The sequence below is a fragment of the Fictibacillus macauensis ZFHKF-1 genome (genome assembly GCF_000269865.1).
In the GTDB taxonomy this organism is placed as follows: Bacteria; Bacillota; Bacilli; order Bacillales; family Fictibacillaceae; genus Fictibacillus_C; species Fictibacillus_C macauensis.
The window spans coordinates 298,234-314,757 of sequence record NZ_AKKV01000020.1; the positions used below are offsets into that span (position 1 = coordinate 298,234).

The 16,524-nt window shown below is 40.5% G+C and carries 21 protein-coding genes and 1 tRNA gene; 6 read left to right on the top strand and 16 right to left on the bottom strand.

Annotated features, from left to right (window positions below; genetic code table 11):
- The first annotated feature begins 182 nt into the window (after positions 1-182).
- From A374_RS04455 to A374_RS04465, 3 genes are all read left to right on the top strand, one after another.
- Entirely contained in the window at positions 183-803 is a 621-nt protein-coding gene (locus A374_RS04455) for a DUF47 domain-containing protein (protein ID WP_007200994.1), read from the top strand.
- A gap of 11 nt (positions 804-814) precedes the next feature.
- Positions 815-1,825: an inorganic phosphate transporter gene (locus A374_RS04460; protein ID WP_007200995.1), complete on the top strand. Its 1,011-nt coding sequence runs from the start codon at positions 815-817 to the stop codon at positions 1,823-1,825.
- Positions 1,826-1,973: 148 nt separating this feature from the next.
- Positions 1,974-2,486, top strand: a complete 513-nt coding sequence (locus A374_RS04465) for a hypothetical protein (RefSeq protein ID WP_007200996.1) — start codon at positions 1,974-1,976, stop codon at positions 2,484-2,486.
- A gap of 19 nt (positions 2,487-2,505) precedes the next feature.
- On the opposite strand, the gene dat is transcribed toward A374_RS04465, so the two are convergent.
- The 11 genes from dat to A374_RS04520 all read right to left on the bottom strand — a co-directional run bounded on the left by dat (position 2,506) and on the right by A374_RS04520 (position 9,110).
- On the bottom strand, positions 2,506-3,360 hold the full coding sequence (dat, locus tag A374_RS04470) for a D-amino-acid transaminase (protein ID WP_007200997.1): 855 nt from the start codon (positions 3,358-3,360) through the stop codon (positions 2,506-2,508).
- Positions 3,361-3,407: 47 nt separating this feature from the next.
- Complete coding sequence (locus A374_RS04475; protein ID WP_007200998.1) at positions 3,408-3,665, bottom strand: hypothetical protein; 258 nt, start codon at positions 3,663-3,665, stop codon at positions 3,408-3,410.
- Positions 3,666-3,752: 87 nt separating this feature from the next.
- Entirely contained in the window at positions 3,753-4,568 is an 816-nt protein-coding gene (gene nadE / locus A374_RS04480; RefSeq protein WP_040340333.1) for an ammonia-dependent NAD(+) synthetase, read from the bottom strand.
- Between the two features lie 126 nt (positions 4,569-4,694).
- Entirely contained in the window at positions 4,695-5,075 is a 381-nt protein-coding gene (gene kapB, locus A374_RS04485) for a kinase-associated lipoprotein KapB (RefSeq protein WP_007201000.1), read from the bottom strand.
- On the bottom strand, positions 5,072-5,359 hold the full coding sequence (locus A374_RS04490; RefSeq protein ID WP_007201001.1) for a hypothetical protein: 288 nt from the start codon (positions 5,357-5,359) through the stop codon (positions 5,072-5,074). The genes kapB and A374_RS04490 overlap by 4 nt, the downstream gene beginning before the upstream one ends.
- Before the next feature lie 16 nt (positions 5,360-5,375).
- Positions 5,376-6,293 (bottom strand): 1-phosphofructokinase, encoded by a 918-nt coding sequence (gene pfkB, locus A374_RS04495; RefSeq protein ID WP_007201002.1) that lies wholly within the window; start codon positions 6,291-6,293, stop codon positions 5,376-5,378.
- A complete protein-coding gene (locus A374_RS04500) occupies positions 6,290-7,039 on the bottom strand; it encodes a DeoR/GlpR family DNA-binding transcription regulator (RefSeq protein ID WP_007201003.1) in 750 nt (249 codons plus the stop codon). The genes pfkB and A374_RS04500 overlap by 4 nt, the downstream gene beginning before the upstream one ends.
- Before the next feature lie 123 nt (positions 7,040-7,162).
- Positions 7,163-8,110, bottom strand: coding sequence for an oxygen-dependent tRNA uridine(34) hydroxylase TrhO (trhO, locus tag A374_RS04505; protein ID WP_007201004.1), 948 nt, complete (start codon positions 8,108-8,110; stop codon positions 7,163-7,165).
- A gap of 89 nt (positions 8,111-8,199) precedes the next feature.
- Positions 8,200-8,274: transfer RNA gene (locus tag A374_RS04510), tRNA-Arg, on the bottom strand.
- Positions 8,275-8,364: 90 nt separating this feature from the next.
- The gene (locus tag A374_RS04515; protein ID WP_007201005.1) at positions 8,365-8,748 is read right to left on the bottom strand and encodes a DUF2203 domain-containing protein; all 384 of its coding nucleotides are present in this window, start codon (positions 8,746-8,748) and stop codon (positions 8,365-8,367) included.
- Between the two features lie 77 nt (positions 8,749-8,825).
- Complete coding sequence (locus tag A374_RS04520; protein WP_007201006.1) at positions 8,826-9,110, bottom strand: hypothetical protein; 285 nt, start codon at positions 9,108-9,110, stop codon at positions 8,826-8,828.
- Between the two features lie 158 nt (positions 9,111-9,268).
- Between A374_RS04520 and A374_RS04525 the strand changes: the two genes are divergently transcribed.
- The gene (locus tag A374_RS04525) at positions 9,269-9,544 is read left to right on the top strand and encodes a YciI family protein (protein ID WP_007201007.1); all 276 of its coding nucleotides are present in this window, start codon (positions 9,269-9,271) and stop codon (positions 9,542-9,544) included.
- 29 nt (positions 9,545-9,573) lie between these two features.
- Here the strand turns inward: A374_RS04525 and A374_RS04530 are convergent, their stop codons facing one another.
- Positions 9,574-10,362: a class I SAM-dependent methyltransferase gene (locus tag A374_RS04530; protein WP_007201008.1), complete on the bottom strand. Its 789-nt coding sequence runs from the start codon at positions 10,360-10,362 to the stop codon at positions 9,574-9,576.
- 156 nt (positions 10,363-10,518) lie between these two features.
- Here A374_RS04530 and plsY point away from each other — a divergent pair, with 156 nt between their 5' ends.
- Both plsY and A374_RS21420 read left to right on the top strand, forming a co-directional pair.
- Entirely contained in the window at positions 10,519-11,097 is a 579-nt protein-coding gene (gene plsY / locus A374_RS04535) for a glycerol-3-phosphate 1-O-acyltransferase PlsY (protein ID WP_007201009.1), read from the top strand.
- Between the two features lie 78 nt (positions 11,098-11,175).
- Positions 11,176-11,529, top strand: a complete 354-nt coding sequence (locus A374_RS21420) for a YjcZ family sporulation protein (RefSeq protein ID WP_007201010.1) — start codon at positions 11,176-11,178, stop codon at positions 11,527-11,529.
- Between the two features lie 56 nt (positions 11,530-11,585).
- On the opposite strand, the gene A374_RS04545 is transcribed toward A374_RS21420, so the two are convergent.
- The 4 genes from A374_RS04545 to A374_RS04560 form a co-directional block, all read right to left on the bottom strand.
- Positions 11,586-12,860 (bottom strand): ammonium transporter, encoded by a 1,275-nt coding sequence (locus A374_RS04545; RefSeq protein WP_007201011.1) that lies wholly within the window; start codon positions 12,858-12,860, stop codon positions 11,586-11,588.
- A 175-nt stretch (positions 12,861-13,035) separates the two neighbouring features.
- The gene (locus A374_RS04550) at positions 13,036-14,694 is read right to left on the bottom strand and encodes a M4 family metallopeptidase (RefSeq protein ID WP_007201012.1); all 1,659 of its coding nucleotides are present in this window, start codon (positions 14,692-14,694) and stop codon (positions 13,036-13,038) included.
- 572 nt (positions 14,695-15,266) lie between these two features.
- On the bottom strand, positions 15,267-15,692 hold the full coding sequence (locus tag A374_RS04555) for a BrxA/BrxB family bacilliredoxin (RefSeq protein WP_007201013.1): 426 nt from the start codon (positions 15,690-15,692) through the stop codon (positions 15,267-15,269).
- Between the two features lie 89 nt (positions 15,693-15,781).
- A complete protein-coding gene (locus tag A374_RS04560) occupies positions 15,782-16,423 on the bottom strand; it encodes an NAD(P)H-binding protein (RefSeq protein WP_007201014.1) in 642 nt (213 codons plus the stop codon).
- Positions 16,424-16,524 lie beyond the last annotated feature (101 nt).

Sequence of the window (16,524 nt, forward strand, 5' to 3'; positions counted from 1 at the left end):
GTCCTCGGGCATACTGAATCATACCGAGCCTAAGCTTTTGTAAACCTTTTGTAAAGGTTTTATTTCAAAGTCGAAAAAGCTGTTTATCTTTATGTACATACACGATATAATACGATTGGTTTGGGTTAGCAAAAATTTTAGGGGAAATTCACTTTTTCTTAACAAAACGGAGGTTTTAGTAAATGATTTTTTCATCAAAAAAGGATTTGTTTCTAGATTTACTTATGAGCATCGCCGACAACGTTCGCGACTCAGCACAATATTTTGTCGATTTCAAAATCAAATCCGATGAAGATTTAAAAGTTTTCTCAAAAAAAATGAAGGAATATGAAAGCAAAGGCGATAAATTCATTCATGAACTTATTATCGGTTTAAATAAAACCTTTATCACCCCCCTAGAACGTGAGGATATTTTAGAACTTGCCAACAAAATGGATGACATTCTTGATGGCATGGAACAATGTTCGTCTCGTTTCGAAATGTACAACATTACAACCGCTGACCAATTTATGATTAAATTTGCAGAACATATTCTTGAAGCGACGTATTATGTGGCTGAATCTGCAAAATTGTTAAACAAAAAGAAATTAATGGACATTCGTCCGCACGCGATCAAACTTAACGACTTAGAATCTGTAGTAGATGACCTCTTGCGTACGAGCATTAAGCACTTATTCAAGACTGAGAAAGACCCAATTAAAATTATTCAGTACAAAGAGATTTACGAATTGCTAGAGGGCGTTTCTGACAGCACAGAAGATGTAGCTGATACGTTAGAAACGATCATCATGCGTAACGCATAAGGAGACTCGTAATGGATACTCTTTTCGTACTTATTGTTCTTATAGCTATCTTTGCTTTTGCTTTTGATTTTATTAACGGTTTTCACGATACAGCTAATGCCATTGCTACGAGTGTTTCAACAAAAGCATTACCACCTAAAGTCGCGATTGCTTTAGCAGCTACAATGAACTTCGTTGGAGCACTTACCTTTACTGGTGTTGCTAAAAGTATTAGTAAAGACATTGTAGATCCTTTTCAATTCTCAGATGGGAAAATTGGGCTTACAATTGTATTGTCAGCACTTATCTCTGGTATTGCCTGGAACTTAGTGACGTGGTATTTCGGCATACCGTCTAGTTCCTCTCATGCGATTATCGGGTCCATTGCGGGTGCAGCGATTTCCGCAAAAGGATTTGGCGTTCTAAACTATGGAGGCTTCGTAAAAATTATTGAAGCACTCATTATTTCACCGTTCGTTGCTTTAGCGGTCGGATTTATCATTATGACGCTTTTCGCAGCGATCTTTAAAAACTTTAACAAAACAAAAACGAATAAAGGGTTCCGTTCTTTCCAAGTATTCACTGCGGCTTTACAATCGTTTTCTCACGGAACGAATGATGCTCAAAAGGCGATGGGGATTATTACACTTGCCCTTGTCTCAGGTAAATATTTAAATGACTCTGACGGCATTCCAATGTGGGTTCGTTTTGGAGCAGCGCTAGCAATGGGGATTGGGACGTCCATCGGTGGTTGGAAAATCATTAAAACTGTTGGTGGGAAAATTATGAAGTTGCAGCCTGTAAACGGCGCAGCCGCTGACCTTTCTTCTTCTATTATTATCTTTACATTTACAGCCTTGAAGCTTCCTGTCAGTACTACACACGTGATTTCTTCTGCAATTATGGGTGTTGGTTCGGCCAAACGTGTAAAAGGGGTAAAATGGGGCGTTGCTCGTCGCATCGTTATGACGTGGATTATTACGCTACCGATTTCCGCTATAGTTGCTTCAATCATTTATCAAATTCTACATCTTTTCGTATAACATAGTGAAACCCCCGAGAATAGTCTTCCTGGCTTTTCTCGGGGGTTTTTTGTTTAAAGCACTCTTTTTATCTCTTCTAGGATTCTTGTCTATACATTTATTAGTCCCTGTACATATACATAAAAAGAAAAAGTCGAGGTGAAAACATATGTACGATGAACCTACGAAACGCTCACTCCGTAATTTTCCCTATGGTGGATATGATCCATTTCATAGTCAACCCGTTTCGCATCAGCCCGAACTAACCGAGTATTCTCCTCCTCGTCCGCCAACGAATGCCACACCGATTACACCGTTTCCAAGCGGGAATTACGCTCCACCACCACTATCTCCTCTTTATCCACCGCAAAGTCCGTATGCTGCCTATCCAATGTTACCAGCACCGCCTCCTTACGCAGGACCGCCACAAGGATATCCTTCAAAAAAACAAGGCTTCGGTGCTTCCAAAAACAACAATCCTTACAACCAAAGCAACTCATTTCCTTTTGGTAACAGCAGCTTTCCACAAGGGTTTCCCTTTAATCAAGGCATAAACGCAACCAACCCTCAAAATCAAGGTCAGAATCAAAGTCCCTTTAGCTGGGGAAAAACATTTAATGGCATTAACTCTGCCATGGGCTTTATGCAACAACTAGGTTCTGTTGTCTCTCTCTTTAAATAAAAGAGAGACAACAGTTTTTTCAGGCATTTACTTCTTCAAAAAGAACTTGCTGCAAAGCCTGCTGTAACGTTTTGGTTACCTGTCCGATTTCATACGTTGCTTGAATGTCTCCCTTTACCTCAACAACAGGAGCAACCTCTAATGACGTACTCGTACAAAACACTTCATCCGCTCGTTCTAGAGCAGCAAGAGAAAATGCTTCTTCACGGACCGTGATATTAAGTTTCTGCGCCAAGCTGAGCACATATTGACGTGTAATGCCGTTTAAGATATAGTGATTTGCTTCATGTGTGTAAACGATGCCATTCTTTACGATAAATACATTGGACGCAGAGCCTTCTGTACATTGCCATTGGCGATGTAAAATGGCTTCCTGACAGCCCTCATCTGCTGCCTGGCGTTTAGCCATAATATTACCTAATAAATTTAAGCTTTTAATATCGCAACGTAACCAGCGAAGATCCTCGGTAACAAAACAAGCCATTCCGTTCGTTTGCTCTTCTTCCATTGAGCTTGTACTGCGTGCAAACCCTGTGATAACGGCTTGTTCTTTGTGAGTGTATACATGATTGCGCTGCGAAACACCACGCGTCATTTGAATGTAGACGATGCCATCTTGCACACCCGTTTTCCGAAGTAATTCCTCTACACTCATTGCGATGTCTTCCCACTTACAAGGTAAAGCTATTTGCATTTTACGTGCACTTTCTACAAAACGAAGAAAATGCGGACGTAAGGCGAATGGTTTGCCACCATGGATTGAGATGACTTCATAAATGCCATCACCAAAGTTATAGCCACGGTCTTCCAAATCAATTGAAACTTTGTCTCGCTCTACTACTTCTGTTCCGTAAAGCACCCATTTCGTTTCCATTAAATTCACCTCTTGCCCCGATTATATGCTAAAAAACCATGCACTTGCTATTGTTTTTGCTCTTTCACTCTTGAAACTTTATGATCTTTTACTGTAACAACATACTTTTTCTTTTCAACTGTCACATAAAATGTATCATCATATTGCTTTTTCAATTTTTCATCTATCTCAACTTTTTTATGAAAATACGTGTGAATCGCTTCCAAATTTGCTTTGCGATCATTTTCTCGTTGAACACTTGAAAAGATCACATAAGCGGTAATCAATCCACCTATAATAAATACCCACTTTGCTGTTTTACTCATCGCTGCTCCCCCCTCTCTTTTCCTCCCAAAATTAGTATAACGTAACAAAAAAAAGCAGACAATGAGTTTCATTGTCTGCTTCTTACATTACTTCCACCAATCGTTACTTGGCGCAGCTGGTAATTGGCGTTTGTGCTCGGTCATTCGGTACCGATCTTCAATTTTTTGACGCGTTTGTTCAGATACATCTTTTCCTTCTAAATAATCATCCAATTCTTCATACGTAATACCTAGTGCCGTTTCATCAGGAACAAGCGGTTTGTCATCCTCTAGATCCGCTGTTGGCACTTTCATATAAATGCGCTCTTCAGCATTCATTTCTTTTAACAAAGCTTTTCCTTGTCGTTTACTTAGACCGGTAAGCGGGGCAAGATCACAAGCGCCATCGCCATACTTTGTAAAAAACCCAGTAATTGCTTCAGCTGCATGATCTGTTCCAATAACAAGGCATTTACGAGAGGCAGCGATGTCATATTGTACTTTCATACGTTCACGCGCTTTAATATTTCCTTTTAAGAAATCCGTAATCGCTGTGCCTGTTGCTTCACGAAACGCTTGAGAAGAAGCATCGACCGCTCCTTTAATGTTTACCGTTACCGTTTCATCTGGCGCAATAAATTGCAGAGCACGCTGAGCATCATCTTCATCTTTTTGTACGCCGTACGGAAGACGAACCGCAATAAAAACAAAATCTTCTCCTGTTTCTTTACGCAGTTCTTCCACCGCAAGCTGCGCAAGTTTACCGGCTAAAGAAGAGTCTTGCCCCCCACTAATGCCGAGGACATATCCTTTCATACCCGTCTTTTTTACATACGTTTTCATAAACTCAATACGACGTCGTACTTCTTCCGCAGGCTCAATGGACGATTTCACCGCCAACTGAGAAATAATGTGTTGCTGCATCTCTTTCATGTTTTAAGCCACCTTTACAAATCATTATCTTTCATAGACTACCCTTTTTTGCGATTAAAAAATCATGTGAGCTTTCTTCACATATAGTATAGCACCCTTTAAAGATACACGCACATTTTAACGTAAACTTACGTACTCTTTTTTTAACGACTCTAAACACATTAATGAGCGAGCACTCCACTCATCACCACGCTGTTTCAAGACGTCTTCCAGAGCTGTTAAGGCTGTTTGCAGCGAATGGTCATAAAGAGGCACTTCCCCTTCATATGCGGAAACAGTAGACAGCGGTGCCCATGTTTTTTCTTGAAAAGCCAGTGCCTTTCGTTGATGAAAAAAGCCAACATCACTCTGTTTATACTGATGCAAATCTCCTTGATCAGGATGCTTTAGCACGGCGTGCACTTCAACTAACGCTTTATCATTTTTTATGTTGACCACTTGACCAATATACTTACCTGTCTTATATAAAGCCGTAACCATCGTTCCTGTTTGTATCATTTTTTTCTTCCTTTCATCTTTTCTGTAATAACAAAGGCGAGTTCTTCATTTCCGAAAGAAGATAACACCTGTAATAAAAGCTCATCTGGAACATACGCTTCTTCTTCCTTTGCAACCGTTTCATGGATGGCGCGTTGCAACGCTTCATTGTTAGGTTGATCTGGGTAAGCAGCCGTGTATAATGCGATGGGATCGTAGCCATGATTCGTACACCATTGCGCAAATAATAAAACCATCATTGCTTCTTGATCCTTATAATTTTTAATCACTTCTTCTGAGTTCATCGTCCAATCTCCTTTTTTAATCTAGTGGTGAGATCGTTACGCGGTCTACAAGTGCCTCTACCTCAGCCTTTGTACATAAATCGTGCGAAAATGCCGACGCGCTTCCTGCTGCCACACCATAACGAAAAGCTTCTACTAAATCGCCATGCTGCGAATAATGCGCAAGAAAGCCAGCTACTACTGAATCTCCCGCTCCAATTGAATGCTGAACAATGCCTTTTGGAGCATTCGCAACTACGCATACTTCTTCACTTACGAATACAGCGCCTTCACCAGCCATGGAAACAATCACATGCTCTGCACCGTGTTTCATCATTTCTCTCCCTGCGTTACATGCTGCTTGTGGAGTGGAAATGGTTGAACCAAGCCATTCTGACACTTCATGCTGATTGGGTTTGATGAGAAACGGTCGCTTCGGTAACGCCTCTTCTAATGCCTTCCCTTTGCTATCAATTACAACGTATACACCTTTACTCTCCAATTGTTCTAATAGCGTCGCATAGGTGGATGCTGCTACACTTTCAGGTAAACTTCCCGATAGAACAACATAGTCTTTTGGGGCAACAACATCTAGTAGTTGTTGCGTTAAAGAACGAAGGACTTGTTCAGATACATAAGGAGATCGTCCGTTCAATTCCGTTTCTACTTTTTGCTTTAATTTCACATTAATACGCGTTGGCTCTTCCACAGCAACCGCATGATAAACAATTCCCTTTTCTTGTAAGGTTTCTACAATAAATTGACCTGTAAAACCACCTGCAAGTAAAAAAGCTTCACTTTTTATATGTAAATTCTGTAAAGCCATGGAAACATTAATTCCTTTTCCACCTGCTTTATAGTGCTGACGCTGAGCAACATTTACTTCGCCAACATGAAGGGTTGGTGTTTCTACATGATAATCGACAGATGGATTTAACGTTACTGTATAAATCATAGCTTCACTACCTTTATGTTTGTTTTGTTTTCGTATAACGTTAGCGGCGTTGTTCCATTCGACGTTACTAGCGTCGCTGCCCGTAAGGATGCAACACTTGAAAAACAACTCTCTCCTAGTTTAGAGGCATCTGCAAGAACGTAGCCCACTTTAGAAAGAGATAGAACTTTTTGTTTTAACATGGCTTCTTCGGGATCTGGCGTCGTATAGCCCCATTCCGGATGAATACCATTCATACCAAGAAAACAAGCATCAAAACGATATTGTTCAAGACTATGAAGCGCGTTACTTCCAACAAATGCACCGGTTCGCTCCTTTACTTTACCTCCAACAACATACGTTTGTATGCCTTGTTTCAATAAAGGCGAAACGAGATCGATGCCATTTGTAACAACCGTTACACCAACCGCCGTTAAGTATGGAATCATTTTCGCAACCGTTGTACCCGCATCTAAGAAAATACACGCATAATTTGCAACGAACGTTGCCGCGTATTGCCCAATTCGTTCTTTTTCTTCACTAAATTTCACCGCTTTTTCAGCGTAAGAAGCTTCCCTATTTTTTAATGAGCGCTTAATTGCGCCGCCGTGAACACGTGATAACTTACCTTCTTTTTCAAGAGCATCCAAATCTCTACGAATGGTCGATTCTGAAGAGTGCGTTGCTTGCATTAACTCATCAAGCGTCGCCATTTGCTTACTATCAACAAGCCCCATAATTTTTTCTAATCGTAACGAACGTAGCATCTTCCGCCTCCTTTATCCTAAGTATAACGAAAGAATCATCCAATAACAATCATTTTCAATCAAAAACGTTCATTTTTATCCTAAAAAAACAGCCAACGTGATGTTGACTGTTAGGGCGCATCGTTAAGCATGCGATGCTTTTTGTTCGTTTTCTTGTTGCATTTCAAGGTCATATCGATTTTTCGGATGCTCACGGCACTCATCTGAACAAGAACGCTTATACGTTTTCTCGCACTCTTCACAACAAACGTGCTGACGGTTGCAATCAGGATTTGCGCAGTTTACATAGCGATCTTCCGTTTTGCCGCAATAATAGCATGAGGCAATAACAACATCTTCTTCGGTACGATTGACAGGCACAGAAATACGCTCATCAAATACGTACATTTTACCATCCCAGAAACGACCTTTCGTTTCTTCGTCTTTACCGTACGTCGCAATACCGCCTTCTAACTGATAGACATCTTGAAACCCTTCTTGAAGAAGGAAGCCAGAAAATTTCTCACAACGAATACCACCCGTACAATACGTTAGTACTTTTTTATCTTTAAATTGATCTAAGTTTTCACGAACCCATTTCGGAAAATCTCTTGATGCTTGTACACCCGGACGAATTGCATTTCGGAAATGGCCAATTTCATATTCATAATCGTTACGACCATCAACAATCACAACATCATCACGTTGAATCATTTCCATCCATTCTTTCGGGCTTAATCGCTTCCCTGAAAGCTCCGTTGGATTGACGTCTTGTTCAAAACGCCACGTAACGAGTTCTTGTTTTGGACGAACAAATATTTTTTTAAATGCATGTTCATCAGATTCATCAATTTTGAAAACTACATCTTCAAAACGAGGATCACTTTTTAAATCTTTCATATACTGTTCCGTTTGTTCCACTGTACCAGAAACAGTACCATTAATTCCTTCAGGAGCAACAATAATACGTCCTAGCACACCTAGCTCTTTACAATACTTTAAGTGTTGCTTCGCAAAGTATTCATGCTCCTCCACTGGTACATACTTATAGTACAATAAAATGCGATACGGTTTTTCTACTTCTTTCGACACTTTAAATCACCAACCTGCAACGTTGTATTTTTAGTTTAAAATGCATATAAAAAACCACCGGTTCCCCCGTGGTATTTATAACTTTTTAATGGCGCGCCCACCAGGATTCGAACCCAGAATACGAGAGCCGAAATCTCGTGTGATATCCATTTCACTATAGGCGCAGGAAAGTTGTTCCATTCTTTCGAGGTACTGTCACGACATTTATCATAAGACATTTCTCAAAAAAACACAACCCCCATTATAAAGATGTGTTAATTCCATAACGCTCGGCTTTTTGCCTCATACTCATGTGATGGATAATAATAAACGACGGTCGGTTCCCCTTGCCGCCATGTTAACAATACTTCTTCATCGTCAATGATCGCAGGAAAATCAACAAGGCCATCATAAATATCCTTTAGTTCTACACCAAGGGAATGAATGGCTTGAATACGAGCTTGTGCCTCATGCTCCATCAGGTCCAAGTTGCTTTCCAATTGAAAAAAATGGTCATCGGGTGGGTTGTCTGATTTTTTCACACGTTCAAGCTCGTCATAAAACTGCGCAAAGGAGCGTTGAAGCGCTTGAAGCTCCTCTAATTCCTTTGAGATTACAGGTATAAGTTGGTTTGCTTCTTCGACTGTAAAATACTTCACCTACAAAACCCCTCTTAAGTTCATTCATTTCATATTATAACAACTGTTTGAGGGATTGGCACCTATTACGTGCTTTTTTACACAGAAACGACAGATTCTAGGTTACCTCTTTTTAAATCCAAATAAAAATCTTTAATGACAGTGTCTTCTAATAACTCATGAAAGTCCGCTCGATATTCAGAGGAAATTAAAATGTGTGCCACGACAGCTCTTGCCCCACCAAGCATTAATCGACGCAAGGTGATACAACGTGCTACCTTAGACTTCAGATGAAATTTAGTTAAGAACAACGTTATTCTATCATTGGAATTTTCCGCTTCGTTCTTTCTACTATACATCGTTAGCGTTTCAATCGTTTTCATAGAGTCGGCCACCTTCCTCTTTCCCTTTGTTGTTACCATATTATTCAGAAAAGAAGCGATTTATACTAATCAACGAAAAAAAATCTCTCTACTAATTTAGTAGAACATCTTTGCAAGGCTAGCAATTTTTACGCATAATAAAAGAAGGAGGCGATTTTATGAAGTATTTTGCAGTAACTTTACCCATTCTAGATGAAAAGAAAAGTGTTAGGTACCGCGATGAGCATTTAGCGTATTTACAAGAAGCTACGAGCGCAGGACACATCGTTACCTATGGTCGTTTTGCCGACGGTTCGGGCGGACTCGTTATTTATAAGGCAGCGTCTCTAGCAGCTGCTGAAGAATTAGCTACAAATGATCCTTACGTAACGACCGGTGCTCGCGACTGCGTCATTAAAGAATGGGTCATGAATACAGACGTTCTCACTTCTTAATGCTGAGCAAGACGAACCATGCTTTCACGTTACATGGTTCGTCTTGCTTCTTTTTCGATTACACCATAGTGAAACTTCGAAGACGGTCGTTTATATACATGAAAAGGAAATGCTTGAAATCGGGAACTAGCGTAATGATCTTTCATGACAACACGACATTTAGCGACCCGCAATGCTTCATGAAGTACTTCTTCTGTAATCGTCGTATGGGCCGCAACGGTTTTTAAGCCCGCTAACCCCGGAGAATCCAGTGATTGTTCAAACATCGGATCAAAATAGACCACATCAACAGAAGCGTCTTCTCTTTTTTTCAAAGCGGTCAAATGGTCATTTGTTTCAATGACAATCCGCCGCATTGCTTCATTCATTTCAGGCAGCGAACTGTCCCATGCTCGCAAACCCTCTCTAACAAGTAAGGCTAAATAAGGATTTTTTTCAATGCCTGTCACAGAGCCTGTTTCTCCTACTGCCAGGCTGCAGACAATCGCATCAGAGGCAAGTCCAACTGTACAATCTAACACGGTCATTCCCGTCGTTAATTGCGCCGCCGCTACGAGCGGATCATGTTCCCTGCGCAAAAGCTGCTTTACGCGAAACATGGATGAATTCGGATGAAAAAAGACCGGCTCGTTGCTTCCAGGTGCATATAATGTTAATTTCTCAACGCCCACCATTAAAACATAATCGTTCCCTTGTTCTTGCAACGAGGCGATGGAACGATTTTTCCGATAAACAAATGTTCCTTGTACTTCTTCACAAAGAGTTAATGCCTTTTGTATTAGTTTTTCATTAAATTTTCCTGCCGTTGTAACAATCATCTGTTCTGCTCACCTATTATCTTTCTATGTATATTCACCTTCATCTATAGCACAGTTCAAAAGAAAGGGCAACGGGCTCCTCACTAAAAAAGAACTATTCCAAACTTATGTTTGCCATTATAATAAGAAGAAAAGAGAGAAGCGGAAGGTGAAGTAATGATTGCCATTATTTTATTGTTATCCTACGTAATTGGCTCTGTGCCTTTTGCATTAATTGTAGGAAAAGTGTTTTATGATGTAGACATTCGCGAACACGGAAGCGGAAATCTAGGCGGAACGAATACGTTTCGTGTTCTTGGAAAAAAAGCAGGTTTTATCGTAACCATTTCAGATTTGTTAAAAGGAACACTTGCAGCAGCACTGCCCTTTTTCTTCGACAGCAGCTTACCCATTCTCGTTGCTGGTATTCCCGCGGTAATCGGTCATTGTTATCCTGTGTTTGCTAAATTTAAAGGCGGCAAAGCCGTTGCAACATCAGCGGGTGTTTTGCTATTTTATGCACCACTTATGTTTTGTCTATTAATCGCTGTCTTTTTCCTCGTACTATATGTGACAAAATACGTATCACTATCTTCATTATTAGCATGTGCAGCCGCTGTTATTTACGGCATCGTTGTTCGAGATGTTACCTTAACACTCGTTATGGTTGCTTTTCTATTATTTTTACTCTACCGCCATCGTGCCAATATTCGTCGCATAATCGCCAAAACGGAACCAAAGGTAAAATGGCTATAAGAAATCCTAGTTCCCTTTTTCCTCCTGCTACATAAAGTGTAGTGAGATGACTATTTTTTTATGGCGGAGGGAATAGAAATGGAAGGATCAAAAAGCAATATACCACTAACAGCGGGCGTGAAACCTAATGCAGCATTAAACGCACCAATTGCCTACCCTAGTATGAATGCACCCATTACAGCACTACCTTCAGTAGGGCTTCCTCACTACGGTATGTCCTATGGCGCAGGAGGCGGATGCGGTGTATCCTACGGTGGTTTTGGGGGCCGCAATGGTTTTACGTTACTTATTGTTTTATTTATTTTGCTTATTATTATTGGTTGTTCTTGTTGGTATGGCACAAGCAAACAAGAAGAAAGCTCGTCTTGCAGTTCATCTTCTAGCTCGTCTTGCAGCTCTTCTAGCACATGTTGCAGCAGCAATTATAAATAAGAACGAAAACACACCAAGAAACAGCACGATAGTTGCTTCTTGGTGTGTTTTTTATATTACGCACGCTTACGCTTTTCTTCCTTCATAAAGGCGATATGCTCTGGATAGCCATAAGCACCATGCTCACTCAAATCTAATCCTGATACCTCTTCTCTCTCTTGTACACGAAGACCCATCCACCTCTTTAGTACACTCAGAACAAACCATGACACTCCTCCTGCATACAGAATCGTTGCACCAATACCCGCCAACTGCACGACCATTTGGTGAATGCCTCCGCCATAGATGAGCCCCATCTGTCCCACCCCTACTTTTTCAACAAGACGAGGAGCAGCAAATACGCCTGTTAAAAGGGTGCCGACAACGCCAGCGATTCCATGAACAGAGCAAGCAAAAATCGGATCATCCAATCCTCGCCGCTCAACAACAATCGCTGTCCAATAAGCGATCGCTGAAGCAACTCCACCAATAATGACAGCTGCCCACGGCTCAACAAAAGCACACGCAGCCGTAATGGCTACGAGTGAAGCAATCACTCCATTTACCATCGTCGGTATGTCAGCTTTTCTACCATGCAATAATGAGAGACCGACAGCAACAACCGCACCTGCACTAGACGCAAGCATCGTAGTAAAGGTGACATAAGCAAAGAAACCATCTTTTACACTTAACGTACTTCCCGCATTAAACCCAATCCAGCCAATCCAAAGGATGAATCCACCAATGACGGTGTACACCTGATTGTGTCCAGGCAGCACATTCACAGTACCGTCCCTATTAAACTTCCCTTTTCGCGGCCCAAGAAGCACGCTCGCCACACAAGCTGCCACTGCTCCTTGCAAATGAACGACTGTGGATCCAGCAAAATCTTGCATTCCCCATGCAGCTAACCAACCACCACCAAAAACCCAATGACCAACAACCGGATAGATCGCGATCATATAAAACGCCCCGAACAGAAAATAAAGAGATAGCTTTGCTCGTTCCGCAAACCCTCCCCAAACGATGGCTAACGATACCCCCGCAAAAGAAAGTTGAAATAAAAAGGTACTAGCAATCGGTACACCGGCAGTTGACATGCTATCTCCATGCATAAACCACCCTTCTGTTCCTAGCAACGCATTCCCTTTTCCAAAGGCAACTCCAAAGCCAATAGCCCAAAAAGAAAGGGTAGCAATAGCAAAACTTATCATTTGCTTGCCGGCAACATGAGCAGCATTTTTCATTCGTGCTGAACCCGCTTCTAGTAAGGCAAATCCGATTTGCATCCCCATCACAAGGATCGTAGCAAACATCACCCATAGCAAATTAAGCAGTACTGATTCCTTCATAGACTTCATCACCCCTCATCATATGTCATATTTCCTTACATCAATAAGTGATATTATATGACGAATAAAAGCTACAAGCAACCTTTTTTTAAGAATGGAGGATGAATAAGAGGGTGAAACAACGTAAAGAAACCGGTTCAATAATGAACCGGTTTCTTTACGTTTTGCACAGTACTTATTTTACTTTGACCGCGTCAAAGGCTGCATTGACTGTTTTAACTTCTTGACTATCAGCTCCGTATAAATCAGAAGCGGCTTGAACTACTGCTTGACGAGCTTGGGAAAAGTTAGATGAAGACGTCAAATAGGATGTATTTGCTTTATAGAAAATGGCACCAAGCTTATCATTGCCTACTCCTTTTACGTCAACGTCATTAAACTTCCCACCAGCTGCAATCAAATAAGCTGCTTTATTGATGATACTACTATTTTTGTGAACACCACCGTTATCTTCAGAACCTTTATAGCGTTTTGTGTAATCATCTGGGTAGCCATATTTTGCTGGATCGGACATAGAGCGCAAAGCATCTCCGTCTTGATCAGGCGTGTATACAGCTTCGCCTACTTCATAATTTGCTGTATCCGGTGATGTTTTAAACTCTACCAATGTTCCAAAAATATCAGATAATGATTCATTTAAAGCACCTGATTCACCTTCATACGTAAGATTTGATTCTGTTGAGGTAACCGCATGCGTTAATTCATGAGCGACAACATCGACTGCCCCTGATAGCGGAATAAACATTTTTCCATCGCCATCACCGTACACCATTTGAGAACCATTCCAAAAGGCATTATTGTAGTCAGAGCCATAGTGAACACTATTTTTTAACGCAGCTCCTTTGTTATCATAGGAATTTCGTTTAAATGTATCTTTGTAATAGTCAAACGTTTTAGCTGCAAAATTATGAGCAGAAACCGCTGCTGCATCTTCTTTACTCGTAAAGTCTTTTTTATCACCTGACCAGAGCGTACCAGGAATGTCTTCTGAATTATTGGCATTATACGTAAAGATACCATCTCCTCGCGTATTATCTTGCAAATAAAACTTACCATCAGCAGACGTTAAATCTAGATCAACTTTATCCTTTAATACACCAACACCGGTTCCTTTTGCATTTTCTCCATCCACTAGATCAATACTATTAAAGTGATGAAGAACGGAACCATTCGTTGCAGAAACGAAATAATCATAATTTCCCGGCTTAGGTGAAAGGAAATTTAAATTCACTTTATACGCATAGTGTGCTTTTTGATCACTTGTCGTATAAACTACTAACTCGGCACTAGGCTTCTTTTCGTATTTTGGCACAAAGCCTAACTGTTTTTGAGCGATTTTTACTGCTTTTGATGCAGAAACACCCTTTTTAGATTGCCCTTGTAGCTTTTGTTCTAAATGCGGAATAACACTTCCAGAGAAAACGGTCATCGTGCCATCTTTTGCTACGGTAGCTGCTTGTTCTGAGTTCCAAACAGGGACACCATTAACCTTTTGTTGCAGTTTAACAACCGTGTTACCTTGAGGATCTTTCACTTGCTTTTTCACAATAAAGGAACGCGCCGCATCTCCTTTTCCATATTGGTAGGTTTTCTTATCTTGCGTTAAATAATTAAAAACAACTTGCTTAGGAGACTTGGATGATGCTTTCGTTAGCTTGCCAGATTTAAATTCGACAGCGCCAATGGTTTGATTATACTTTTCAACGCTTAAGACATTTTTCACTAACGACTTACCCTCGTCTGCTCCCTTAGCAAAAGCTTGTCCTCCTGTTGATAAGCTCGCAGCTAGTAACCCTACCGATAATACCGTTCCCACAACTTGTTTTTTACGCATTCTACATACCTCCAATAGTTTAATAGTACATAATACAAACATTCATGCATGCTAGTAATCAATCGTCTCATTTCCCACTGTTTACTTCGCTATGAATATTCTGAATATTGACTATATCATACACAATTCTTCAATAAGTGCACAAATGGAGATTTTCCTATTTAAAGAAGACCTATCTTCACTAGTTAATAGACAAATTATGCAAATTTTTCAGTGAAGAAGCCCTAACAACCTTGATTTTTTAACTAAATATTCTGAAAATTATAGGTTGAAAAGGAAAAAAGACCTTGACACTTTTCTCCTTGCCTCTCTACTTTCAAAAAAAAAAGAAAGAGTTAGTAGAATGTTCATATAAAATTCCCTTTTAAACTACGTTTTCCCTGGATTTTTTTCCAAATTACTAAACCTTCTTCTATAAAAAAGGGTTACTGTTTATAGAAATACCGTGTGTTCTAGGAAGCAAGGTAGTAAAAAGTATCTAGCCCGTTTCTTTCTACAAGGCTAGAAAACATAAAAAAAGAAACAGAGGAAGCACTCTACGCAGAGCCCTCTCTGTTTCTTTTCATAACGCTTTATTTTAAGCGATCATATCCTTGAACAAGATTGCCAACAATCTCTTCTGGGCTATGATTTTCAATATCATGACGGTGAATAAAGTGTACAACTTCTTTGCCTTTTAAGATGGCCATTGAAGGTGATGATGGTGGTAAGCCTTCAAAGTATTCGCGCATTTTCGCAGTAGCTTCTTTATCTTGACCAGCAAAAACAGTCGCGATGCGTTGCGGACGTCCTTCATAGTTTAATGAATAGATGGCAGATGGTCTCGCAAGACCTGCTGCACAACCACAAACAGAATTAATCACTACGAGCGATGTTTCATCACTTTCCATAAACTGCTCTACTTCTTCAGGTGTTGTTAGCTCTTGAAAACCAGCGTTTGTAAGCTCGTCTCTCATCGGCTGTGCCATTTGTTTCATATATTCTTCATATGCATTCATTGTAATCCCTCCACTTTCTCTTATTATTATAGCGGATTTTATGTAAGGATAAAACCAGTAAGCGCTTGTTCTTAGTGAAAAAAAGTTCGTTACGAAGATGGATAGAGAATCTTTTTGCCTGTTTCTTTTGATTGGGCCCATCCATACATAGAATAGGCTACTGCACTCGCAGACACCGATCGATACTTACTGAGACGACCACTTAAGACGAAAGAGAATGCCTGTAACACTTTTTCACCCACTTTTTCGCCTAACCGCCATTCTTCACGTTCCCCTGTTAATAAGGACGGACGGAAGATTCCTGTCTTTTCTGGACCATCACTTAACACATCCCGCTCCATTTCTCCTTTTACCCGATTGTAAAAAAATGGCGAGTTTACTTTAGCGCCAAGAGCAGAAATGACCGCAAAACATGCCCCACCTTCATCGGCCGCTAACTTAGCCATAACCGCCGGGTACGTGCGGTCAACCATACGGAATAGGGCCTCTGATTTAGCTTTTTTAATCGTAGTACCGAGACAACAAAAAACATCTGCTCCTTGAAATTCTTGCCGATAATTTTTTAAATGCGCAAAATCCAAAATGATTTCGCGAATTTTTTTATGTTGATAACCCGTTTCCCGTCGACTAAAAAGAACCACTTCATCATACTGAGTACTTTCCATTAATAGTTGTACTAACTGACGACCCACAAGCCCGGTTGCGCCAGCAAGAACCGCCTTTTTCCCCATATCCCCACTCCTTTTACTTTCATGAACTCACGTTTACAAATCGTTCTAGTAACATCTTTTTCTATCTTCTCATAAAGTGCTAAAAAAGGCGAACCATAATA